Genomic DNA, 25,237 nt, shown 5'->3' on the forward strand with positions numbered 1-25,237 from the left:
TAACAAAGTAGCTACAAACGGTTTTATTCTGTAATTTATCAGTTTTCTATTAAATTTTATAATTTTCAGGACGTTGCATAAGGGGGGATTTCTAGCTAGATATTTAATTGCTATAGATGGTATTGATTAACCGCTTTAAGTATAATGCGCCTAATTAGATTCATATATCAACTATCGAGCCACTTATCTTACAAGCAAATAACATAACCCAGCAATTCGGGGCGAAACCTCTTTTTGAAAACATCTCTCAAAAATTTGGTGGCGGTAATCGTTACGGTTTAATCGGTGCAAATGGTTGTGGTAAATCTACCTTCATGAAGATTCTAGGTGGTGATTTAGAGCAAACATCTGGTAACGTTAATCTTGATACCGGTGAACGCTTAGGTAAATTAAGCCAAGACCAGTTCGCTTTTGAAGCTAACAGCGTTATTGATACTGTGATCATGGGCCATACCGAACTATGGGCAGTAAAAGAAGAGCGTGACCGTATCTATGCTTTGCCTGAAATGAGCGAAGCTGATGGTATGAAAGTCGGCGATTTAGAATCTGAATACGCTGAAATGGATGGTTACAGTGCTGAAAGTCGTGCAGGTGAATTGTTAATCGGTGTCGGTATTCCAATTGAGCAACATTACGGTTTAATGAGCGAAATAGCCCCTGGCTTTAAGTTACGTATATTACTTGCTCAGGCACTTTTCTCAAATCCTGATATTTTGTTACTCGATGAGCCAACCAACAACTTGGATATTCACACTATCCAGTGGTTAGAAGAAACGTTAAATGAACGTAATTCAACCATGATCATAATCTCGCATGATAGACATTTCCTAAACAGTGTTTGTACGCATATGGCCGATTTAGATTACGGCGAACTATGTGTTTTTCCAGGTAACTACGACGAATACATGTTGGCAGCCACACAAGCAAGAGCCCGTTTATTGTCAGATAATGCTAAGAAGAAAGCACAAATTGGTGAACTTCAAGCTTTCGTTGCTCGTTTCTCAGCTAACGCATCAAAAGCAAAACAAGCGACGTCTCGTGCTAAGCGAATTGATAAAATTCAATTAGATGAAGTAAAACCATCAAGTCGTAGTAATCCGTTTATTCGTTTTGAGCAAGAAAAGAAATTATTCCGTAATGCTTTAGTTATTGAAAAATTGAATAAAAGTTTTGAAGATACCCATGTTCTTAAAAACATTTCAGCGTTAATTGAAGTCGGTGAACGTATCGCCATTATCGGTGAAAACGGTATTGGTAAAACCACGTTATTACGTACGTTAATGAACGAAGTAGCTTACCAACAAGATTCAGGCGAGTTCACTTGGTCTGAAAATGTCAATATCGGCTATTACGCACAGGATCATGAATTCGAATTTGAAAATGACATGACCTTATTTGACTGGATGAGCCAATGGCGTCAACCAGAAGATGATGAACAAGCAGTTCGTGGTTATTTAGGTCGTTTACTTTTCTCTGCTGATGATATTAATAAGTCAGTTAAAGTATTATCTGGTGGTGAAAAAGGCCGTATGTTGTTTGGCAAACTAATGATGCACAATCCAAACATATTGTTACTTGATGAACCAACCAACCACATGGATATGGAATCAATTGAATCATTAAATATGGCGTTAGAGCAATACGAAGGCACACTTTTATTCGTTAGTCACGACAGAGAGTTTGTTTCCACCATTGCTACCCGTATTATTGAAATAACCAAAGACGGCTATATTGATTTTGCTGGTACTTATGATGAATACTTAGCAAGCCAAGTTTAAGTTTAAGTTTAAGTTTAAAATATATAACGGCTATCAATAACCTTTTGATAGCCGTATTTCATTGTTTACCATTACTCCCTCTTAAGGAATTACCTTGCTTAGTTATCGTCACGCTTTTCATGCTGGCAATTTTGCCGATGTACTAAAGCACAGTGTTTTATCACTTGTTTTAGATTATATGACTCGTAAAGAAAAAGGCTTTCATTATATCGATAGTCACTCTGGGGCTGGCATGTATCAATTGGCCGAAGAATATGCTCAAAAAACAGGTGAATATAAAGACGGTATTGCCAAAATCATTAATGATGATGATGCACCTGAGTCACTAGAACCTTATTTATCATTGATTAAGAGTCTTAACCTTAATTCAAACAGTAGTGATGAGCTTGAAGTTTATCCTGGCTCCCCTGGCATAGCTAAAGCCTTTGTACGTCGCCAAGATAGTAGTCATTTATTTGAATTACATCCGACAGATATTCAACACTTAGAAGATTTTTGTCAGCGCTGGCGTAAAGTTTTTGTTAAACAAGCTGATGGTTATAAGGGTGTACTTGGTTTAGTACCACCACCAAGCCGTCGTGGTGTAGTGCTTATTGATCCACCTTACGAACTTAAAGAAGATTATCAAAAAGCAGTTAAGACTATCGTTAAGGCTTATGAAAAGTTTTCTACCGGTACTTATATACTTTGGTATCCCGTTGTTAAACGCGAGCTCATTGAGCAAATGAGTTATAACTTCGTTAAGAGTTCGGTCAAGAATGTATTGCAGGTAGAGTTTTGCCTAGAAAGTGATACAGAAGAGTATGGCATGACAGGTACTGGTTTGTTTATTGTTAATCCGCCATGGCAGTTGTCTCAACAGCTGGAAGAGATATTACCATATATGAAAACTAAGTTAGGTGATAATGGCTCGAGCTATACGCTAAACCAACTTATTGCTGAGTAGAAGTAAGTAAAATAGCGACTAGACCGATATGCGTTAAGCCGACTTTAGGTTAATATAAGTAAATGTTGCTTACCCTGCTGTCGGCGGCTCATGCTCACGATGATAACGATGGATAATCCAAATATAATTTTCCATCATTGAATGGTGAGCTAAATCAGCTAAAATATCAGACTTTTGCTCTAGGGTTGTTGCGTTTTGAAGCTGTTGTTGAGCTTGGTTAAAGACAAGTGACTGATTGCGGTATTGCCATAATAATTCTTTTATCGCCATTTTATTTTGATAAAGTTCCCACACAGCCAACCAAAAAGGCAATAACCCCATCAATAAAACGGTAAAAGTTTTAGCGTCAACATGGGCAAATAAAATAATATCTACGAGTTGATATTTAAATAATATTAATGAAATAGTTGCCACACCTGAACCGATAAATAGCAGGCCCTTTATTTTTTCTAACTGATGATGATGTGACGATAACTGCTCTGTTTTTTTATCAAAATACTCTGCTTGATCTATTACCCAGTGTTGACAAACAAAAGCCATATTGTCATTTTTTTGTTTATCAGTTTGCCCAATAGTTTGCCGATCTTTATCCGCGCATACTGAAGTAACTATTTGTTTAAGCCAGCTGGCTCCTGAAAATTGGCTGACCCCTGTTGTAGCCATCAAATCAACTGCTTTTGAAGTATTCTGTCGTTTAATTAGGGTTAAATAAAATTGCGTTCTTAGGGTCTCAGCTAAAACTCGTGCCGTTAAATGACGAGTAAAGTATTTACTTTTCTCAGAACGTCTAAAAAACAACCACCCTGCAAGAAATAATATCAAGTAGCCAATTAATAGAAATTTGCTCGCAACTATTTTAGCGTAAACCAAAAAGAATAATCCCATCATAGCCGCCATATAAGCAAACAACTTAAATTGTCCGTCTGATTTTTTTTGATTGGCTAAAGCGATGGAATCTGCTTTAAGAAATTCATCATCAATGTTCTTTAATATTTCTGCATTGTTATTGTTTTCGACTTCTTGATAGCCTGATAGTAAACGGTACTCTGTACTAATTTTATTTTGAGATAACAATGTTTGGTATTGATGGTTGTATTCATCTAACTCTTGAATTTCTCGATAGAGACTTTTCGGCATATCATTCTGTGTTTTTATCGAATAAGGTCCCTGCAAGCCTGTTAAATAACTTGCATTATCCCTTTTTGTTACTTGATGAAAACTTTTTTTATCATGAGTGTGTTTAGTTACTGGCAGCCAAAACACTGAAGGAGAACTTCGATTAACAGCAATATTTTCACCTAGTATATCAATACATTCATTAGTAATTTCTGCAGAAATATCTTTAGCCTGTAAATAGCTTAATACTACATCGCTGGTGCCTCCTTTAAAGCCTGAATTAATACCATCCCAAACAGCAACGACTAAATTTGATTGCTCAACAATATACTTCCCGAGTGCATGATAAAGTTTATTACGTTCATCGCCTTGCTGTTGCGCGACAGTTAAATCAATATTTGCTACAGACAAGGTTGTTACCTTAACGTTTTTGTCGGTAATGATTTGTTTAAACTCTTGATAAGACGCTGTCGAAAAGTCCGTTTTATACTGCTCTTCAGGCATAGGTAATACCGCACTAACGGCAATATTCTTCTTTAAGGCTTCTTTAACTAACAGGCGATCAGCGCCATCAGCCATGCCTGAAATAATTTCAATAGGAGTATTAGGCAATAACTCCTTTAGTTCATTTAAAAAGGAACTTAGCTTTGCAGATAACCGCTTATCACCTGTTTCATCAAAATCTCTATGACCAGTTATGCCAATAACATAGGATTTTACTTTCATTATTATGACCTTATGCTTTAATTATTTGTAACTTAATCTTTTATGGAAAACTCATGCCTAAAGCCATTAACTTAGCAAAAATGAGAAATTATATTTTTCAACTCATTGAAGGCTCGGTTCATAAATCGTCTAAAGCTAAATTGATTAACCTTTTTCTAATCATCCTCATTATAGTCAATGTTTCCGCAGTTATTTTAGAATCTGATAAAAATATAAGTACAAGATATTCTGAAGAATTAATGCTATTTGAATTATTTTCTATCAGTATTTTTTCCGTTGAATATTTACTGCGCCTGTGGACTTGTACCGAGTCTTTTCGCTTTAAAGAATATTCATCTGCTCAAGCTAGAGTTCGCTATATCTTTTCCCCCATTGCATTAATTGATTTATTAGCGATTCTGCCATTTTTCCTCTCATTATTCTTGATGGTCGATTTACGCTATTTACGTTTAATTCGCGTATTAAGGTTATTAAAATTAACCCATTATTTTAAAGGCTTTAATGTTTTTCTTACTGTATTAAGGAAGGAGTTAAAAAGTATTACCGCTGCTATCATGGTTATGATGTTTCTAGTCATTATTGCTGCAAGTGTGATGTACACCTTAGAAAATGAAGCTCAGCCTGAAGTATTTGGTAATATTTTACACTCATTATGGTGGGCGGTAGTGACAATGACCACTGTAGGTTACGGTGATGTTACTCCGGTTACTTTATTGGGTAAAATGGTGGCTACTTTTATTATGCTCATTGGAGTTGGTTTAGTGGCGTTACCTGCGGGTATGCTCGCGGCACGCTTTGGTGATGAACTGCGTGAACGTAAACGGAATCTTGATGCTCATGTTAAACATGCCTTAGCCGATGGTGTTATTGACAAAGATGAATACACAGCATTAGAAGAGTTAGCCTCACAACTAGAGATTAGCCCTGAGGATTTAGATAGAAATATTGCATTACTGAAGAAAAGTCATCACGGTGGAAAGTGCCCTTATTGTGGAAAATAAAGAGAGTTACATGGTTTCTAGTTGTGATACTACCAATTTTTTTAAGTGCTTATAAACCATATCTTCAAAGTATTCGAGCTGTTCAAAACAATGGTAAGCTCCACTGTAACTGCCGTCTTCGGGGTCGATAAACCAACGTTCAATAAAACTATCGACTTTTTCAAATTGTGCTATGGCGGCCATTACATTGTCACGATCAGCTAATGAAACAAAAGCTTCTGACATTTTTCGATAGACCAAAATTTCAGGCTTGCCATTATTCTTATAGCCAGAGTAGGCATCTTCATATTCGTATTCAGAGCCTGAATCATACAAAGAACCGTCCTCCCTAGTAATAGAGTCAGGTAGTGGTGAGCCTAAACGTGACCAAAAGATCCCCAGATAAATATCTGAATTTTTTGCTGGGTGAATTTGTGCTTGAAAAGTATCAGAAGCAAGTAAAGGTTCATCTTCCCAAAACACAGGCACCAGTCGAACCCTATCAGCAAGTTCTACATTTAAGTCGTTAATAATACTTCTGATAACTTTACGTTCAGGAATAACATCACCAGGGGAGGAAATAAATACTTCTAAACGTGGCACTTGATTTTGCCTTAAACGGTACTTCTCTAGTGTTGCAGCTAAACGGGCTTTGAGTAGAATAGGGTTATAGGGTTTAAATAAGTAATCATCTGCGCCTAGCAGTACACACTTTACAATGATGTCCATATCATCATGGGCAGATAAAATAATGACAGGTAAGTTTCTTAATTTTGGCTTATGTCTAATGAAAGTTAACACTTCTGTGCCACTCATTTTCGGCATCACTAAATCAAGCAATACTAAATCAACAATATTATCGGCAAGATAATCAAGCGCCGCTTGCCCAGAATCAACGGTGATGGGATGGTAACCTTGGCGTTTTAATCTTCTTGATAATAAATCTAAATTGGTTGGATTATCATCAACAACCAGTATTATTCCGCCTTCTCCCATAGTACTTACAGCTATATCATCTGTCTCAGTCATATTAGTGGTAGCGGATGTTTTCTCTGAAAAATCTGTATTTTTTGTTTTTTCAGTTGACTGATCATACTCTTGTTTTACTTTTTCTAGTTCTGTAACTGTTTCTAGATAATGTATAGATAACTTATTTTCAACTATCTCAGCAAATACAGTTGATGCTTGAATAATGTTATTTAAATCGCCAATTAGCCCTACTCGTTTTTCATCCTCAGCAAGATCTTGTAATAACTCACAATAGCCAGTGATATGGTTAAGCTGCATTCTTAATTGAAACTGTGCAGAGGGAATATCTATATCATGAACGGAGCTTTTGGTGGCCGCTAAGTTATCTTCTATTAATGCAAGTAGCTTGTCTCCTGAGCTATGAACATTAACTAAATCAACTTGAAATTCTTCCCATGGATCTTCCTCAAGCTCTTCTTGTAACATTTCACTGTAACCAAGAATATGGCCTATAGGTGTTTTTAAATCATGACGAAGATCTGCCAGTTTATGCTGAAAAACTGAAAGTTTAGTCATAGCAGTAACTCCTAAATATTAGCCCAAAAGTTCGGCTATTTTACCGAGCAAACGCTTAAAATCGACCGGTTTAGTATCATAATCATCGCAACCTGCAGCAAGCGCCTTTTCTTTATCTTCTGCCATTGCATGCGCTGTTAAAGCAATGATAGGAATATCTTTAGTCTCAGGGTTTGCTTTTAAATACCCTGCGGCTGTCCAACCGTCCATGATAGGTAAACTCATATCTAGTAGAATGATGTCCGGCTTTTCGGAGCTTGCCATATCAACGCCAATTTGGCCATTTACTGCCATTACTACATCATAATTTTTACGAATTAACCGACGAGATAGCATATCTCGATTCATCTCATTGTCTTCAACCAGTAAAATCTTACTCATACTTCACCTCTATCTTTTACCAAACTGTTCATTTATATCGGCAACTAACTGCTCAACACTGGTTTCTTCTTTAGAGAAAACGTGCTCAACATTACCATTAAGAATTAATTTTTCATCATCTGATAAGTCTTTTGCTGTTAATACTATTACTGGTACATCACGACCTTTTGGTAATGCGCGTAACTGAGTTAAAAACTCAAAGCCATCCATTACTGGCATCATGATATCGAGTAAGATTAAATCAACCTTATTTGCTGAAAACTTTTCTAGTCCATCCTGTCCATTAACCGCTGTAACTGTTTTCCAGCCGATTGACGATAATGACTTCTCAGCAATATCTAGAGAATTTTGTTCATCGTCAATCACTAAAGCTTTACCTCGAGTGGCAAATTTTAATACCACTTCTTTGAGAAGGTTTCGGTCAACGGGCTTACTTAAATGCTCTACGGCACCCAGTGAGGCACCAATGGCTTTATCACCAACAATGGAGATCATCACCACGGGAATATCTTTAGTTTTGTTTTCTGCTTTTAATGCCCTTAATACTTCCCAGCCATCCATTTCAGGCATCATAATATCGAGGGTAATTAAAGAGGGATGATACTTTTTGGCTAGCTCAATACCGTCCTTGCCATTATCAATAGTAATAACACTATAACCTTCCATTTCTAAATTTCGTTTTAATAAATCACGCGCTTGTGGATCATCATCAATCACTAATACATCTTTTAATAATGATGAATCCTGTCTGTTTTCAGTTACCTGATTAAGCGTTTGTTGGGGGGTGATTTCTAGTTCTTCATCTTGCTTAATTACCGTAGTGGGTAATTCAAAAATAAAAGTAGAGCCTTTGCCTTCAGCGCTTTCAATATAAATAGTTCCGCCCATCATTTCACAGAATTTTTTAACTAAAGCTAAACCTAAACCTGTACCGCCATAGTTACGCGTTGTTGACTCATCCGCTTGTGAAAATTCTTCAAAAATGGTCTCTATTTTATTAGCGGGAATACCTATACCAGTATCAGCTACTGAAATTTTCACCATTTTCTCGCCCGCTTGGTAAAGAGGTTTTGCTGATATTGTTATTTCACCATCGGTGGTAAATTTGGCTGAGTTTGACACTAAGTTAAACAGTATCTGCCTTACTTTAGTCACATCGGCATGCATTAATTCAAGATCATCACTGATGTTAGTCGTTAGTTTATTATTGTTTTTTCCCACTAGAGATTGCGCGGTAGAGGCAACATCGATAATAATTTCACCTAAAGTAAAGTCTTCAAGGTATAAGTCCATACGACCCGCTTCAATTTTTGAAATGTCGAGCACATCATTAATCAAGGATAATAAATGCCTACCTGCAGCAGTGATTTTGTTTAAATCATCCAGCATATCATCTAAACCATCATCTTCAGCATCTTCAGCTAACATCTCTGAATAGCCAATAATGGCATTCATTGGTGTTCTCAGTTCATGGCTCATATTAGCCAAAAAACCACTTTTAGCTTGGCTAGCTTTTTGAGCTGCATCTAAGGCGTCTTGCACATCTTGCTGTAGTTGTTTTTGTTCAGTAATATCACGGATCTGGCCGATATACATCAACTCATCATCAATGAATACCGACTCAACTTTTAACTCTAACGGAAACTGACTGCTATCTTTTCTTTGACCTACTAATTCTCTGCTCTTACCAACAATGGTTGATTCAGAATTAGGGATGTATTTTTCTAAGTAATAATCATGTTCTAAGGCTATAGGTTTTGGCATTAATATTTTTAAATTTTTATCTATAATTTCATCACTTTGATAGCCAAATAATTTTTCTGCCGAATAATTAAAGCTTAAAACAGTGCCTTTTTTATCTATGGTCATAATGCCATCAGGACTTGATTGTATAATGGTGGCAACACGCTGTTCACTATTTTCAATAGCTTTTCGAGAATTTAACAAATCTTCTTGAATAGTTTCGAGTTCTACATTTTGTTGACCTAAGAGTAAGTTTTGCTGCTCTTGCTCAGCTAAAATTTTATTTAACTCTTGAGTACGCTCTTCTACCCTAACTTCTAACTCTTCTTTTTTATGCTCGACGTCTAAAAACGATTTTTTCAACGCAAGACGCATGTTTTCGAAGTTAGTAGACAAATCGCCTATTTCATCATTACTAACCCGCTCTATTTTTGTTTCTAAATCGCCCGAAGTAAGTAACTCTGCAGAATGTTCAAGCTTCCTTAATGGCCGAGTTAAAGAAATTGATAAGTAATAGGAAATATAAATAGCTAGCGCAATTAATACCGAGGAGAGCATAATGACTTGGTCACGCAACTTACTATAAGATTGAAAGGCTTCTGCTTCATCTATTTCACTCATTATCGCCCAATGAAGCCCATTGATATCAAGAAGAGAAAATGCAGATAGCACACTTACTCCACGATAATTATCAAATATTGCTGTTGAGCTTAAACCTGTCAGGGCAGCGTTAGTGCCTTGTGTGTCAACTCTTTGCAAGCCAATGGAAGTATTTAAACTTTCAATAGAACTTAACGTTTTTTCATCGGTACCAATGGCTTTGATCATCGCTAAATAATTACTTTTATCTTCAATTAAAAAACGAGATTGGTTACGTAAAGTTAAATCTTCACCAACAATATAGGTTTCACCTGAGGTACCTAAACCCACTTTACTCCAACTTTCTTTGTTGGTCATAATGTCGTTTATACGATTTATCGGCATTTGAAAAATCAATACACCAATCTTTTCATTACCATTAAATATAGGTGAAGCGATAAATGAGGCTGGAGCATAATAAGAAGGGATATAAGGGCTAAAATCGACAATTTTTACAAAGTCTTTGTCTTGGCTTTTATTCGCTAATTGAAAAACTTGTGCAATATTTGAATCTTTATGGGGCCCATTAATTAAATTGGTCGCGTAATCTATTTCTTTGAAAACGCTATAAACTATATTGCCCGTTTTAGCATCGACTAAAAAAATATCATAATAATGAAAAGTCTCTAAGTATGAGCGTATAGTAGGATGGTAGCTTTGATGGGTGTCTTCATAGCTAGAACCATTATTGGCGTTATTAAGTAGATATTTTTCACCTGTTTTGTTCACATTGTTTGCTATGAATAATGATTGTAGTAACTTGCTATTTTGCTGCTGAGGTAAGTATTCTTGTACTGAAAACTTAGTTTGCTCTGCTTTATTTAGACGGGAAACGAATTCTTGCTGGTAATAGTTTTTAAGGCTTGATTGTAGTTTTTGCTCATCTTTATTAATTTCACTATTTATTGTGTTAAACCCTTGAGTAAATTCAGCCATTGCAGAGATAATCATCTTATTTTCAGAAAATGTTAGTATTTGGTTACTAATTTGGGCAAAGTAATCCTCTATTTGCTGAGCTTTCATTTCCCTAACAGCGGTTAGCTTCGCAAAGGTTTGCTCTTTGACTGTATCGCGAATACTGCGACTAGAATAAAGTCCATTAACTAAAATAACGACTACGGTAATAATAACGGTAACTAATAAAAGCTTAGTGCCTATCTTAAAACTACCAAACATAAATGATTTCCTTGGATATTTTTATAATAGTGATACATTAAAATTTTTATATCACTTTAAGACTATTAACATCTTCTTTAGCGTTTAGGTCTTTCGGTACATTTTTATCTGAAAGGTTTTCATCAGCCAAGTTTTCTTCAACCACGCCATGTTCAGAAACATTTAGCCCGATAATTTCATGAGATAAGCTCACTCTAATTGGATAAACCTTGTTAATGAGAAACATCAAAGAGTAGGTGACACCTAGTGTCCAAACGGCACAACTAACAACACCTAAAAATTGTACTTGAACTTGTTCAAAACGGGTAAGTCCTGTAGCTAAAACCTCTAAGTCGCCATATAGACCTACGGCTAAAGTACCCCATATACCGGCACCTAAATGTACAGGGATAGCACCAACTGCATCGTCAATTTGTCGATATTCTAAAAATTGCTCAACACCAATGACTATCATACCTCCTACCAAACCTATCATTACCGCTGCAGGTGTCGATACAGCAAAGCAACCCGCAGTAATAGCGACTAAACCACCTAAGCAGCCGTTCATAAATTGAGTGACATTGAGTTTGTTTTGTACCGCATAACCGAGCAACCCTGCGGAACACGCACCAACAGAGCCTGCAATTACGGTATTAACAATAATCAGGGATACTTGGCTATTCAATGCTAAAGTGCTACCGCCATTAAATCCTAACCAGCCTATAAAAAGAAAAACCGTGCCTAGTGTGGCTTGCGATAAGCTCGAATGTTTAATGGGGATAGCTTTACCATTTTCATTAAAGCGGCCATGACGAGAGCCTACAATTAATAAAATAGCTAAAGCTGCCCAACCACCCACACTATGAACAACAGTAGAGCCAGCAAAATCAATAAAGCCTTTGGAATTTAACCAACCGTTAGCTACTCCTTGATCTAAGCCCGCCCATGCCCAATGACCAAAAACTGGGTAGACCAATCCGGCAATCACTAAGGTGATAAGGAGGTAAGCACCAAACTTAATTCTTTCAGCGATAGCGCCAGAAATTATGGTAACAGAAGCACCACAGAACATGACTTGAAAAACAAAAAATGCCCCTGCCATCATTGGTGTGGATTGAAAGTCTATGGCAAAACCTGTCGTACCAAGAATTCCATTAGCGCTAACGCCAAACATTAAGGCAAAGCTAAAGAGCCAATAAATAAATGTTGTTAGACAAAAGTCAGCCAAATTCTTGATGGCAACATTAATGCTATTTTTACTGCGCGTTAAGCCACTTTCTAAGCATAAAAACCCAGCTTGCATTAGAAAAACTAAAGCACTACAAATAATAATCCAAAGGAAATCTACTTCTTGCTGCATATAGACTGACCCACCATATGACCTTGTTGTAATTAGTTTCGATTAAAGATCAATAGTATAAGCTTTCTAATTCGTAGTATAGCCAGCAAAAAACATGGCTAGTAAGTCATTCGTATGACCAAAAATAATTGGAAATTCAAGTGCTAAGATAGTTATTCATTACCGCGACATTAACAGAGAAGCCATAACCAGTTACTTGTCTTGGTAATTAGCACATACCAGCTATTAATATGGCTGGATATATCAGTATTTGTGAATTTTTCATGCAGTTAGCCTATCTTTCTTGTTTATTAACAGATTAGATTACAATCCCATATTTATCAAAAAAATAGCATTATTCGTTTATAAAAAAATAATATTACTAAAGTTGAAGAGCCCTTATTTCTTCCGATGAAATTCAGGTGAAGTTAAAATGTAGACATCATTAACATAGAATTGTTCTGCACTACTACTTTGCCACCAGTTTTTCCATGTTTCATTGGCTATATCTCCATCCAATAAAGCATTATCTTTAAGCGGCGCAATAAGGCTACCTGTAGACATTAATGTACCGTAGGGAGAACGGCGTTTGATCATTTGCGGTAAAAGTTTGCAGGGATCATCAAGCCCCATACTGCCCACCAATTCATAAAAGCTTTCTAAGGTATTATGGTGAAAATTTTTAACACGCTCACTTTTTTCGTCAATATTAATTGCTTTGGCTCTAGCGGGATCTTGTGTAGCAACCCCTGTTGGGCAATTATTTGTATTACAATGCCTTGATTGAATACAGCCTATTGCCATCATCATGGTTCTTGCAGCATTAACTAAATCGGCACCTGCAGCAATTTTTGCTAACAAATCAAAACCTGTGGCTGTTTTTCCTGAGGCAATAATTTTAACTTTATCCCGTAGACCAACACCCACTAATGCATTATTGACAAAGTGTACGCCTTCAAGACAAATCATACCAAGGCGATTAGAGAACTCAACCGGCGCTGCGCCTGTGCCTCCTTCTGCGCCATCAACCGTAATAAAGTCGGGAGTAATACCCGTTTCTAACATCGCCTTACAAATACTTAAAAATTCTGCAGGATTTCCTATACAGAGCTTAAAACCAACAGGTTTTCCACCGCTTAAGCTACGTAATTGTTGCACAAATGCCAACAGTGCTTTAGGAGAGGTACACTCCGGATTAACCGCTGGAGATATACAATCACGGTCTTTTGAAATATGCCTAATACGAGCAATTTCATCAGTGATTTTTTCTTTAGGCAATACACCACCATGCCCTGGTTTGGCACCTTGGCTTAACTTTATTTCGATCATTTTTACTTGCGGCAGCTTAGCTGTTTGCTCAAAGGTAGTGGGATTAAACCGTCCATTGTCATCACGACAGCCGAAAAGCCCAGTGCCTAACTGCCAAACAATATCACCACCATGTTTTAAATGATAAGGGCTCGCAGCACCTTCACCAGTATTATGATAACAACCAGCTTTTTTAGCGCCTAAATTAAGCGCTTCAATAGCATTAGTGCTTAATGAGCCAAAACTCATCGCTGAAATATTTAAGTAAGATGCGGAGTAAGGCTTAGAGCAACTATCTCCACCTATCAATACACATTTAGCCTGCTCTGATACATGCACCGGTGATAATGAGTGCCACAAGCTTAAATAGTTCCCCTCAACGAGGTTACGCTGGGTACCAAAAGCAATGGTATCGCGTATATTTTTAGCACGCTGATAAACTAAGGTGCGTTGCTCTCGGTTAAATGGACGCTCTTCGGTGTCATTAGCGACAAAGTATTGTTGTATTTCAACACGGTAAGATTCAAGAAAATAACGTAAATAAGCCACTACAGGATAAAGTCGATTCAAGCTATGGGGACTGTAAAAAACGTCATAAAGTCCAATAAGACTATAGGCTAATGAAGAGACTAATAACGCTACACTTAAAAAACTCGGGTTGTACATATAAAAATAACCAGCGATAAAATTGCCAATACTGACAATTAGCCACAGAATTTTTTGCATGATGGTCATAAAATGTCCTTATAAAATTATAATTATTATATAAATCAAACGCATTAATTAAAAAGTTTAATGGTAATAACTTACCATTATTCAGACTTCGTTGAATACGCTATTTTAATAAATACGATAATTAAGCCAAATTTCAGACATAAAAAAAGGCAACCGTAGTTGCCTTTCTATCTCAATGTTAACTTAAGGTGCTAGCTAAAGATATTAACTAAACAGTATTAATCCTGTTCTTTTTTAGTCGCATCTTCAATTTGATCTGGTGTTAACTTTTTACGCTTAATAATTTTCATTGCGCCAGCATCTTGTATATCAAGGAAAGTTTTTTTGATTACTTTTCTTGGTTTATTCACTAGCGGCTTTTTGTTTTGTACTACATTTTCTTTCGCTTTAACCGCTTTAGGTTTTTTCGGTTTTAAGCCTTTAAACTTAACCTTTATTCCTTCAACTTTAGTAAAGCTTATTTTTTGCTGTAAAAATGCTTCTACGTTTTTCAAGCTCAACCAATCATTTGGGCCGACCAATGAAATCGCATCACCTTTTGTTCCTGCACGGCCGGTACGGCCAATACGGTGAACAAACTCTTCAGTATGTTTTGGCATATCAAAGTTAATCACGTGCGATACATTAATTAAATCAAGACCGCGCGAGGCTAAATCAGTCGTTACCAATATTTTATGTTGGCCTTTAGCAAAGCTGTCCATAATTTGATTACGCTGACCTTGGTTTAACTCACCACTTAAGGCAACCGCATTAAGCTCTTGCTCGGTAAGTAACTTAGCTAAACGGTCAGTATCACTGCGTGTTGCCGTAAAAATAATGATTTGTCGTGACTTTTCAGTGACCAAGAAGTGCTGTAACAACGCTTCTTTTTGCGTCAGATTATCAGCAAGGTAGAAACGTTTAGTAATGTCTTCATGTTCAGTATGAGCCGACTCGATAGCAACACGTTTAGGCTTTTTTAATAACTCTTTGGCAAAGTCATTAACTTGCGCATGATCTAACGTTGCTGAAAACAGTAACGTTTGACGTTTACGGTGATCGGCTGCATTATTTATCTGCGTAAGCTCTTTACTAAAACCTAAATCAAGCATGCGATCTGCTTCATCTAAAATAAGCAGTTCTAAACCATTTAAATGAAAGTGACCTTGCGTTAAATGATCGGCTAAGCGTCCAGGTGTAGCAACAATAAACTCAGGCTCTTTCTGCAAAACTTTTACTTGGTCGTTAAAGTTTTCACCACCTAAAATTAATACCGCTTTATATTGAGTATTCGCGGTAAACAAACGCAGCTGACTAAAAACTTGTTTAGCTAATTCACGTGTTGGCGTTAAAATCACCACACGTGGATCACGCTTTGACAGCGCACGATTTTTATTTAATCGCTGTAAAGCAGGAATAATAAACGCTAAGGTTTTACCTGAGCCGGTTTTAGACGAAGCAATTAAATCATGCCCCGCCATTGCCGCAGGAATGGCCTGTTGCTGAATTTGTGTTGGTTCGTTAAAACCCATATGCTCAATGGTACTCATTAAAGCACTGTCTAAACCAAAATCACTAAATTGCACTCGGCTTTCTCCTAAACTTATTTAAAATGGTTAAACTAATCATTAGACGTATCTTTAGAAAACTCTTTTGACTAATCGTTAGAGATGTCATTAACCCGCTGCAATTCGTGCTTCTACTACGACTAAAGCTTGTTCAATACGTTCGATTACTTTGCTTTGATCTAACAACGCTAAAGTAATATCAAGTGATGGTGAGTTACCGCCACCTGTTGCTGCAACGCGTAGTGGCATTCCAACTTTACCCATACCCAATTCTAATTCTACCGCTGTATCATTAATTGCGGCGTGAATAGGCTCTGGTGACCAATCAGTTAATGCTGCTAATTTTTCTTTAACTAAAATCATTGGCTCTTTAACAACTGGACGTAAATGTTTTTTAACGGCTTTGGCATCAAGTTCAGTAAAGTCTTCATAGAAATAACGAGAAATATCAGCCATTTCTTTTAACGTTTTTACACGGTCAGCTTGAATTTTAACAACATCAGCCAACGCTGGGCCATTTTCAGTATTAATACCTTGGTCAGCCATATGCCATGCAAGATGCTTAGCAACATATTCAGGATCCATGGTTTTCATGTAATGTTGATTTACCCAAATAAGCTTGTCGGTATTAAAACCAGACGCTGCACGGTTACAATCTTTTAAATCAAATAACTCAATCATTTCTTCACGAGAGAATATTTCTTGATCACCATGAGACCAACCTAAACGTACTAAGTAGTTTAGTAAGGCTTCAGGTAAATAACCGTCATCACGATATTGCATAACACCAACAGCGCCATGACGCTTAGATAAACGCTTACCGTCATCACCTAAAATCATTGGAATATGCGCATATTCAGGAATATCTGCACCTAATGCTGTAAGGATGTTAATTTGCTTAGGAGTATTACTAATATGGTCATCACCACGAACAACATGTGATACTTTCATATCCCAGTCATCAACCACAACCGTTAAGTTATACGTTGGCGTACCGTCAGAGCGAGCAAGGATTAAATCATCTAATTGGTCATTGCTGATGGTAATATCACCTTTAACCATATCTTTGATAACAACGTCGCCACCAATAGGGTTTTTAAAGCGAATTACAAAAGGTTTATCTGTTGGGTGATCAGTACGGTCACGCCATAAACCATTATATTTTTCTATGCCGCCTGCTGCTTTGGCTGCTTCACGCATTACATCTACTTCTTCGCTGGTGCTATAACAACGATAAGCATTACCCGATGCAAGTAACTGTTCAATCACTTCTTTATAACGATCAAAACGTTCCGTTTGAAAATATGGACCATGTGTCCATTTAAGATCTAACCAGTTCATACCATCCATAATGGCATCAACAGAAGCTTGGGTTGAACGCTCTAAATCGGTATCTTCGATGCGAAGAATAAAGTCACCGCCATTTTTCTGGGCATATAACCAACTATATAAGGCAGTACGAGCACCACCAACATGTAAATAACCGGTTGGGCTTGGGGCAAAACGTGTTGTTAAAGTCATAAAAATCTCTACAGGGTGTCACTAACAGCGTCTAATTGACGACATCAGGAGTATGAATCATAAAATTGGGGGCATTTTAGCATCGCGCCTAAGTTAATTCATCACTTTGATGTAATTAAATAGTGAATCTTTACAACATGTATATTGATGGGTGATAGCTATAAATTATTGGACGATAATTATACGTCCCCGCCCTTGAAAGTTGAGGATTTGAGAGGACGTTAGAATGACTTTAACTGAAGGGAATAATTTAAGCCGAATCAATCTACAATGTAATTGGTATAACTTGGTTTGTTCACACAGTTCAGCTACTTATCGCTGAGAATTCAAAGGTAATTTTCCGCTGATATTGTTGGTTTGGCTTTAAGACATTACTGGGAAAGTGCTTGTTATGATCTGCATAGATATAATTCTGCGCCTCTAGAGACAAACCTTTATAAGCACTAAATTTTCCACTGAGATAAAATCAGCATAAAGTTGTATAGCGAGTTAGTCGTTAGAATTAGAAGGTACTAGTGGTTACAAAGATGAATAATGTTATGCTAGTACTTTATATTTTTCAATCTAAGTTATAATTAACCGGACATTATCGATGATAAAAATCAATGACATAGCTAGTTTAAAACGTGTTTTATTCACGCTGGTAATCTTATGGCAAACGAGTGTATTTGCCAATACAACACCAGAGTATCTAGTTAATAATCACGATAATCAAATTGAAGAAATACCTATGCCTGATATTAATTTAGCTTTAGAACAACCATTGGTTAAATTAATTCAAATAGAGACGGTTAAATTAACTGATAATAGCGGTTTAATTTATATCGGTGGGAAAGTGAATCCAGCTGATCTTGAGCTATATTTATCACAAATGAAGAAAATACTAGGAAATGACTTTGCACTCTACCGACAAAATCAGAGCGCGAGAGATCATCAAAGTTTCCACATGACCTTAATTAATCCCTATGAATATCAGGCGTTAAAAAAGGATATCGCTATTGGAACAACCTTGTCCGTATCATTAAGTGGTTTAGGACGGGTGATTTTGAATGACAAAACCACTTATTTTGTTGTTGCTCAATCCTCACAGGCGACAAGTTATCGTCAAAACTTAGTACTAAATAATAAAGATTTCCATGTAACCTTAGGGTTTTCTCCTAGCGATATTTATGGTGTTAATAAGGGAATAGAGTCGCTTATCAAATAAAAGTGATTCTGCTATTTTACTTGAAAGTATGTACTGTTAAGTATGTACGTGGGTAACCTTACTAAGAAAGTCATCTCTAAAAATCACCTCCACGTCAATTCAATACTAACTCAAAGTTTTGAGATTTTTTGATAAACCCAACACGCTTTAAATAATGTTCATGCTGATTATCAATCGATTGCACTATTAAGTGCTTAACCCCTTCTTGATTAAGCGGGTTACTCTGACCAGTAAACATAAATTCTGCCGCTTTAAAGTCTCTATTTTCCGGAATAATATAATCCAATAGCACTTCTACTCTCCCCTCAATATCTAACTCTTTATAAGCAAAAACACCAACGGGTTTCATGTTTCTAAATATTAATAATACTACGGCATCATCAAGCTGCTGCCATTGGAATTTTTGATATAACTGCATCATATCTTTACCGTAACTATCTTTTAATAAATTAAATAATGGCGAAGTTACTGACTTTAACCTGACTAAATTAAATTGATCTTTTTGCTGATAAATACGCACTAAATAGTAAGCATCCACTAAAGCAACCCAACCATTGAGAATAAAAACGGGATAGGCATCAATAAGATAACCATAAGCACTAAACGCGGCAGCACCTAAAAAGTTGAGCCAACGCAAACGCTTGATATTAGACATCATCAATGACAAAGCAATTAACACACTAGCAACATAACCAAACATTTCTAACAGGGACATGATAACACTCTTTAAATAAAATAAATTTACTTGACCATATGGGCAAGTATTACAACATTGAAACTTAATAAATATAGATAGGCATAACAAAAACCAACAAAAACGCCACTGACAAGTAGTTAAGTTTAAATACAAACACAAACAGAAATAAAATATTTCCTGACCAAAAGGTCAATTAAATAAATATAATATTGACACATGAGTCAAATAAACACAATATATGCCTATTAAATTCTATAGAATAGTAAGTTACCGGCATAAATATGAAACTAGATAACAGCAACATGAAGCTAACCGATTGGCAGCCACTAATCACACAAGCCAAAAAATCAGCGTTAAATGCTTACGCCCCTTACAGTAAATTTCATGTAGGCGCAGCGGCAATCAATACCGACAATCAAATATTTTCTGGTTGTAATGTCGAAAATGCTTCTTATGGATTAACGGTTTGTGCTGAGCGTAACTGTCTTTCTTTTGCCGTAAACCAACAATCAAGCCAAATAAAAGCACTACTTGTTTACACTCAACAAGAAAAATTAACGCCCCCCTGTGGAGCCTGCAGACAAGTAATCGCTGAATTTCTTAGCCAAGATGCTTTAGTCGCATCAGCTAACCACCTAGACCACATGAAAGTATGGACGGTTGCAGAATTGCTTCCCGATGCTTTTACACCACAATTATTATCTTAAGGACTCACTATGCACTTACCTCAAAATATTATTCGTCAAAAACGTAATAAACAAACCTTAACAATCGATGAAATTCAAAGCTTTGTTGATGGTCTTAAAAATGGTGATTTCACCGACGCACAAGTTGGATCTATGGCTATGGCCATTTGGCTAAATGGTATGACAACAGATGAAGTTGTTAACCTAACTATGGCTATGCGCGACTCAGGCACAGTGGTTGACTGGCAGAATAAATTAGATAAACCGATTGTTGATAAACACTCAACCGGTGGTGTTGGCGATAAAGTTAGTTTGATGTTAGCGCCAATAGTTGCTGCTTGTGGTGCTAATGTGCCCATGATTGCAGGCCAAGGTTTAGGTCACACCGGTGGCACGGTTGATAAATTAGAAGCTATTCCAGGGTTTAATGTCCGCCCTAGCCTGCCAGAGTTTCAAGCGACAGTTAAAGAGCAAGGCACGGCAATTATTTCACAGACCAAAGATTTAGCGCCTGCTGACAAACGTCTTTACTCCATCAGAGATGTTACCAGTACGGTAGAGTCAATCCCGTTGATTACGGCGTCAATTTTATCGAAAAAATTAGCCGCGGGTCTAGAGTCTTTAGTGATGGATGTCAAAGTTGGTAATGGTGCCATGATGGCTGATATTGAATCAGCTCAGGCGTTAGCCCATTCTATAGTGTCTGTGGCTAACGGAGCTGGTACTCCAACTCAAGCTTTAATTACCGACATGAACCAACCACTTGGTACAACCGTAGGTAACGCACTAGAAATACAAGAAACTATTGACTATTTAACGGGAAAATACCGCGAGCCAAGGTTGCATGAAATTACCATAGCACTTGCTGCTCGCATGTTATTAACCAGTAAAATAGCCGATGATATTCAACAAGCAACAGGTTTAGCCGAAGAAGCACTAACATCAGGAAAAGCAGCAAAAATATTTAGCCAAATGATCATTGCGATGGGTGGCCCTGCTGATTTATTAACAAATGCTGAAAATATTCTACCTAAAGCGAATGTTATAAAAACTATAGTAGCTCCGAGTGCTGGTTTTATTGGCGTTATGGACACCCGAGCGATTGGTATGGCCTTAGTACAAATGGGTGGTGGTCGTGTCGATCACAATCAAAGCCTAGACTATAGCGTTGGCTTTAGTAACATTAAACCTAAAGGCACAAAAGTAACTGAAGGTGATATTATTGCGATTGTGCATGCCAATGACGAATCCCAAGCAACACTTGCGATTAAACAGTATTTAACAGCGGTTGAAATTTCAGATTCCCAAGTTACTATTGAGCCAGTGATCCATCAACTAATTACCTAGTTATCTAGTTAGGGCAATATTTGTTGTACAGCCCCCCTTAGTTAAGGCGACTTTATTGTCGCCTTAACTTTAGATTCAAGTAAATTTTTAAAAAGAGAAAAATCATGTCGAGAGCTATTATTCTTGTAATAGACGGTTTTGGCTTAGGTCATGCCCCTGATGCCGACGCTTTTGGTGATGTTAATGCCAACACCTTCGCCAATTTGGCTGAAAAATTTCAGCAAAGTAAAAACAGACCATTAAAGCTACCTAACTTAAGCAAACTAGGTTTAGTAAAAGCGTGTGAGCAAGCATCAAAACGAACACTTTGCGTAGAGGCAGTAGCTCCATGTAAAGGTGCCTATGGTTATGCCGCTGAAATTAGTACTGGTAAAGATACCCCCAGTGGTCACTGGGAAATGGCAGGCGTGCCTGTTTTATTTGATTGGACTTACTTTACTGATAAAAAGAATAGCTTCTCACCTGAGCTAATCGCTCAAATAAACCAAGTAACAGGTTATAGCGATTTATTAGGTAATTGCCACGCTTCTGGCACCAATATAATTGCTGATTTAGGCGAGGAACATATAAAAACTGGTTTACCTATTTGTTACACCTCTGGCGATAGTGTTTTTCAAGTTGCAGCACATGAACAGCACTTTGGCTTAGACAATCTTTATAAATACTGTGAGCAAGTACGTGAAATACTCGACCCAATGAATATTGGTCGTGTCATTGCTCGTCCTTTTATTGGTGAAAGCCCTGCTGACTTTGAGCGCACAGGTAATCGCAGAGACTATTCGGTATTACCCCCTGCAACGACGGTCTTAGAGAAATTAACGCAAGCCGGTGGTACAGTAATTAGTGTCGGTAAAATTGCCGATATTTTTGCTCACCAAGGTATCAGTATTAAGACTAAAGCGACGGGCATTCCAGCATTAGTAGACTCAACCCTTGCTCATATGAAAACCGCAGACGATAACAGCATTATTTTTACTAATTTAGTGAATTTTGACCAAGACTTTGGTCATCGACGTGACCCTGTTGGTTTTGGTGAAGCCTTAGAATATTTTGATGAACGTTTAGCTGAATTCTTAGCGCAAATGGCGGATGATGATTTACTCTTATTAACGGCTGATCACGGTTGCGATCCTACTTGGCCTGGTAATGACCATACCCGTGAATTTGTACCCGTTATTGCCTATCACAACCATATCGATTCCGTTAATCTAGGGCAACGCAATACATTTGCCGACTTGGGTCAAACCTTAGCAAGTTTATTTAAATTGGAAGCCATGAATTACGGTCAGTCTTTTTTAAACGAATTGAAGCTTTAAAGGATATGCCTTCTTAGTATCCATTGAATGCATTCGCGATCGGTTGTTCTTTAGGTCAACTGATCGCTAGAAGCAGATCAAACCATAATTATTTCTTAGGAAAATTTTATTGTTTACTCGCATCCTTCAGAATTTGTTAATTTCTCTGGAAAAAATATATCTTCAATACGCTGGTTAAATTGGTTGGCTATATCAAACGCCAATTGCAAAGAAGGATCATGTTTTCCTCTTTCAACAGCGTTTACAGCCTGTCGAGAAACCCCTATTTTATCTGCAAGAGCTTGTTGTGACCAATCTTGCTCCGCGCGTAATACCTTAATTCGATTATTCATTGTCTTTCCAAATTAATAATTGCACTATCAAGCCATGACTACCAAATACAAAAGGGGTAACTAACGCTAACTCTACTTCAGGCATAGGGAACTTCATTGCCAACATGCCATAGATAAAAGACGAAACGCACAGAAAACCTAGCGTCCATAAAAAAGCCTCGCCGGTGAGTGCTTTCATGTATTCATCAAATGCTTTATATCGAGCTCTAAAGATGAAAAAAGCCCAGATTAACGGTAAACCTGGCATTAGAGTAACCACAACTTTTAGCCAAGTTGGCATGTCTAAGAGTTCTAAAGAAAATGTTTGCACCGCAATCAGGATGAGAAATAACACCATAGCTGTCATAAAAAGTTTTAGGAACAAAGGTTCTTGTTTAGTGCTTTCCATAATATTTACCTTAAAGTGTGTGCCCTTAATATTGATGGGGCAAGTACAAATGACTTACAAACCTGACACTATGTCAGGCTACCATTACACATTGTCACCAAGTCATGACAATGTCAAGTAAGCCTGACAATAAAATAATAGGTTCATGTTTTCCTTAAAGTGTGTAGTTAAGCAGCAATGTGAATGTCAAAAAGTGAGTCTCAAACTGATTTCATCAACGTCCACTAAGTAGAAGATGTTAATTTATCTTTCGACATGTTTAGGTCATCTAATGGGTATACTAATGAATTAAATATACACCAATATTTCAAAAACTTACTTCTGCCCTGTTTACTGACAAGTCCATAAACTTAAAGGTCCACTTTCGTATTTAAGTGAACATAAGGTTAGATGATTGTGAGAGAGAGTTTCATCGCTGTTGTGGCAGCAATAATCAAGGGTAAACCGCATATTTCAATGAACAATAGAAGCCATACTGAAACGGCCTCATTTTTATAAAAAAGGACGATAAATCAGCCAATTAACTCTTCAACATAATATGTATTTTCACCTGAGGTAATTTCCATATTACATACACTGGGATTATGGTCAGCATCAACAAGGCCAATTGCTCAGCTTCATTTAGTGGTAACAATTGTAATAAGTAAACAATAACTGCCGCGCCGCTCATTTGCACAAAGCCTAACAGTGCTGACGCCGAACCCGCTTTTTCGCCAAAAGGCGCAAGCGCTTGTCCTGCACAAGCTCCCATCAACAATGAAAAACCCAGTGAACTAATCATTATTGGTAACATAAAGGCGATAGGAGTTTGCCAAGCCAACAAGGCTAACATTAACAAACCGGCACTAATCAATAAAACCATACCAAAACCTATCGTTACTCTTGCGCCAAACTTCACTAAGATTCTAGGCGCTATAAAACATGCAACAATGTTAATCGCTGCATTTAAACTAAACCAATAAACAAAGCTCTGCTGGTCTAAACCTAACCGCACCATTAACCAAGCTGGAGAGCTACTGACGTAAGCAATAATAATTGCCATGGCTAACATCACAAGTACTGCATTAAACAGGAATACCGGGTGTTTTATTACCGGTATAAAGTGCCCTAAGGTGATAAGTTTTTTATGCTGCACTGTGTGCTCTGGTCTTGTTTCTTTAAGCATTAAAAACAAAATAAAACCTGCAAAAACAGCATATCCTGCCATAAATTCAAAGTTACTACGCCAGCCAAAATATTCAGTTAATACGTTACCTAACAAAGGTGCAAGCGCAGGAATACAACAAATAGCGCTATTTAAATAAGAGTACATAACGCCACTTTCAATCGCGTTGTATTTATCACGTACGCTGGCAAAGGCTGCAACGACTATCGCACAAGCCCCAAGGCCTTGTACTAAACGACTAAAAAGAAAAAACGTTAGGCTGTCTGAATAAGCAGAAATAATAGAAGCTAAGCCATAAATAAGGATACCGCCTAACGCAATTGGTCGTCGACCATAGCGGTCAGCGAGTGGACCACTTATTAGCTGGCCAAATCCCATACTTAAAATAAATATCGTTATGCTCCACTGAATTTGATTCATAGGAACAACAAATTCTGCAGCCATAACAGGTAAAGCGGGCAGAAAGATATCTATGGCTAATGGGCTAAAAATAACCATTAAAATCAGTAGTGGTAAAAGTTGTTTATTTGTCATTTAAAGCCTCCATAATAATGACTGCGTATTATAGGATATTGCGGTTATAAGCAGAAGAGAATTATCGTTAATTAAAAGAGTCAAAATTACCGATTCGATGATCTAT

Annotated in this window: 19 protein-coding genes; 7 read left to right on the top strand and 12 right to left on the bottom strand. The window is 37.2% G+C overall.

Annotation, left to right across the window (positions count from 1 at the left end):
• Positions 1-185 precede the first annotated feature (185 nt).
• Both CXF85_RS15720 and CXF85_RS15725 read left to right on the top strand, forming a co-directional pair.
• Positions 186-1,778 carry an ABC-F family ATPase gene (locus tag CXF85_RS15720; RefSeq protein ID WP_101229605.1) on the top strand — a complete coding sequence of 531 codons (1,593 nt, stop codon included), beginning with the start codon at positions 186-188 and terminating at the stop codon, positions 1,776-1,778.
• 94 nt (positions 1,779-1,872) lie between these two features.
• Entirely contained in the window at positions 1,873-2,724 is an 852-nt protein-coding gene (locus tag CXF85_RS15725) for a 23S rRNA (adenine(2030)-N(6))-methyltransferase RlmJ (protein WP_101229606.1), read from the top strand.
• Positions 2,725-2,793: 69 nt separating this feature from the next.
• Here CXF85_RS15725 and CXF85_RS15730 read toward each other — a convergent pair whose 3' ends face one another.
• Positions 2,794-4,566 carry a hypothetical protein gene (locus tag CXF85_RS15730; RefSeq protein ID WP_101229607.1) on the bottom strand — a complete coding sequence of 591 codons (1,773 nt, stop codon included), beginning with the start codon at positions 4,564-4,566 and terminating at the stop codon, positions 2,794-2,796.
• A 53-nt stretch (positions 4,567-4,619) separates the two neighbouring features.
• On the opposite strand from CXF85_RS15730, the gene CXF85_RS15735 reads away from it, so the two are divergent.
• Positions 4,620-5,567, top strand: a complete 948-nt coding sequence (locus CXF85_RS15735) for an ion transporter (protein WP_101229608.1) — start codon at positions 4,620-4,622, stop codon at positions 5,565-5,567.
• Between the two features lie 6 nt (positions 5,568-5,573).
• On the opposite strand, the gene CXF85_RS15740 is transcribed toward CXF85_RS15735, so the two are convergent.
• The 7 genes from CXF85_RS15740 to gltX form a co-directional block, all read right to left on the bottom strand.
• Positions 5,574-7,091 (bottom strand): response regulator, encoded by a 1,518-nt coding sequence (locus CXF85_RS15740; RefSeq protein WP_101229609.1) that lies wholly within the window; start codon positions 7,089-7,091, stop codon positions 5,574-5,576.
• 18 nt (positions 7,092-7,109) lie between these two features.
• A complete protein-coding gene (locus tag CXF85_RS15745; RefSeq protein WP_101229610.1) occupies positions 7,110-7,472 on the bottom strand; it encodes a response regulator in 363 nt (120 codons plus the stop codon).
• A gap of 9 nt (positions 7,473-7,481) precedes the next feature.
• Positions 7,482-11,030 (bottom strand): response regulator, encoded by a 3,549-nt coding sequence (locus CXF85_RS15750; protein WP_101229611.1) that lies wholly within the window; start codon positions 11,028-11,030, stop codon positions 7,482-7,484.
• Between the two features lie 46 nt (positions 11,031-11,076).
• On the bottom strand, positions 11,077-12,369 hold the full coding sequence (locus CXF85_RS15755) for an ammonium transporter (RefSeq protein WP_101229612.1): 1,293 nt from the start codon (positions 12,367-12,369) through the stop codon (positions 11,077-11,079).
• Between the two features lie 378 nt (positions 12,370-12,747).
• Entirely contained in the window at positions 12,748-14,391 is a 1,644-nt protein-coding gene (locus CXF85_RS15760; RefSeq protein WP_101229613.1) for an FMN-binding glutamate synthase family protein, read from the bottom strand.
• Positions 14,392-14,609: 218 nt separating this feature from the next.
• The gene (locus CXF85_RS15765) at positions 14,610-15,956 is read right to left on the bottom strand and encodes a DEAD/DEAH box helicase (protein WP_101229614.1); all 1,347 of its coding nucleotides are present in this window, start codon (positions 15,954-15,956) and stop codon (positions 14,610-14,612) included.
• Between the two features lie 90 nt (positions 15,957-16,046).
• Positions 16,047-17,459 carry a glutamate--tRNA ligase gene (gene gltX / locus CXF85_RS15770; RefSeq protein ID WP_101229615.1) on the bottom strand — a complete coding sequence of 471 codons (1,413 nt, stop codon included), beginning with the start codon at positions 17,457-17,459 and terminating at the stop codon, positions 16,047-16,049.
• Positions 17,460-18,051: 592 nt separating this feature from the next.
• Here gltX and CXF85_RS15775 point away from each other — a divergent pair.
• Positions 18,052-18,666 (top strand): hypothetical protein, encoded by a 615-nt coding sequence (locus CXF85_RS15775; protein ID WP_101229616.1) that lies wholly within the window; start codon positions 18,052-18,054, stop codon positions 18,664-18,666.
• 94 nt (positions 18,667-18,760) lie between these two features.
• Here CXF85_RS15775 and CXF85_RS15780 read toward each other — a convergent pair whose 3' ends face one another.
• On the bottom strand, positions 18,761-19,381 hold the full coding sequence (locus CXF85_RS15780) for a hypothetical protein (RefSeq protein ID WP_101229617.1): 621 nt from the start codon (positions 19,379-19,381) through the stop codon (positions 18,761-18,763).
• 263 nt (positions 19,382-19,644) lie between these two features.
• On the opposite strand from CXF85_RS15780, the gene CXF85_RS15785 reads away from it, so the two are divergent.
• The 3 genes from CXF85_RS15785 to CXF85_RS15795 all read left to right on the top strand — a co-directional run bounded on the left by CXF85_RS15785 (position 19,645) and on the right by CXF85_RS15795 (position 22,712).
• Positions 19,645-20,070, top strand: a complete 426-nt coding sequence (locus CXF85_RS15785) for a cytidine deaminase (protein ID WP_232771232.1) — start codon at positions 19,645-19,647, stop codon at positions 20,068-20,070.
• A gap of 9 nt (positions 20,071-20,079) precedes the next feature.
• Positions 20,080-21,396: a thymidine phosphorylase gene (gene deoA / locus CXF85_RS15790; RefSeq protein ID WP_101229618.1), complete on the top strand. Its 1,317-nt coding sequence runs from the start codon at positions 20,080-20,082 to the stop codon at positions 21,394-21,396.
• Between the two features lie 104 nt (positions 21,397-21,500).
• Positions 21,501-22,712 (top strand): phosphopentomutase, encoded by a 1,212-nt coding sequence (locus CXF85_RS15795; RefSeq protein WP_101229619.1) that lies wholly within the window; start codon positions 21,501-21,503, stop codon positions 22,710-22,712.
• Positions 22,713-22,825: 113 nt separating this feature from the next.
• On the opposite strand, the gene CXF85_RS15800 is transcribed toward CXF85_RS15795, so the two are convergent.
• From CXF85_RS15800 to CXF85_RS15810, 3 genes are all read right to left on the bottom strand, one after another.
• Positions 22,826-23,044: a helix-turn-helix transcriptional regulator gene (locus CXF85_RS15800; RefSeq protein WP_101229620.1), complete on the bottom strand. Its 219-nt coding sequence runs from the start codon at positions 23,042-23,044 to the stop codon at positions 22,826-22,828.
• The gene (locus tag CXF85_RS15805) at positions 23,037-23,432 is read right to left on the bottom strand and encodes a hypothetical protein (protein WP_101229621.1); all 396 of its coding nucleotides are present in this window, start codon (positions 23,430-23,432) and stop codon (positions 23,037-23,039) included. Before CXF85_RS15805 ends, CXF85_RS15800 begins: the two co-directional genes overlap by 8 nt.
• 520 nt (positions 23,433-23,952) lie before the next feature.
• Entirely contained in the window at positions 23,953-25,131 is a 1,179-nt protein-coding gene (locus tag CXF85_RS15810; RefSeq protein WP_101229622.1) for a multidrug effflux MFS transporter, read from the bottom strand.
• Between the last annotated feature and the right edge of the window lie 106 nt (positions 25,132-25,237).

The organism is Colwellia sp. 75C3 (genome assembly GCF_002836255.1).
Classification (GTDB): domain Bacteria; phylum Pseudomonadota; class Gammaproteobacteria; order Enterobacterales; family Alteromonadaceae; genus Colwellia.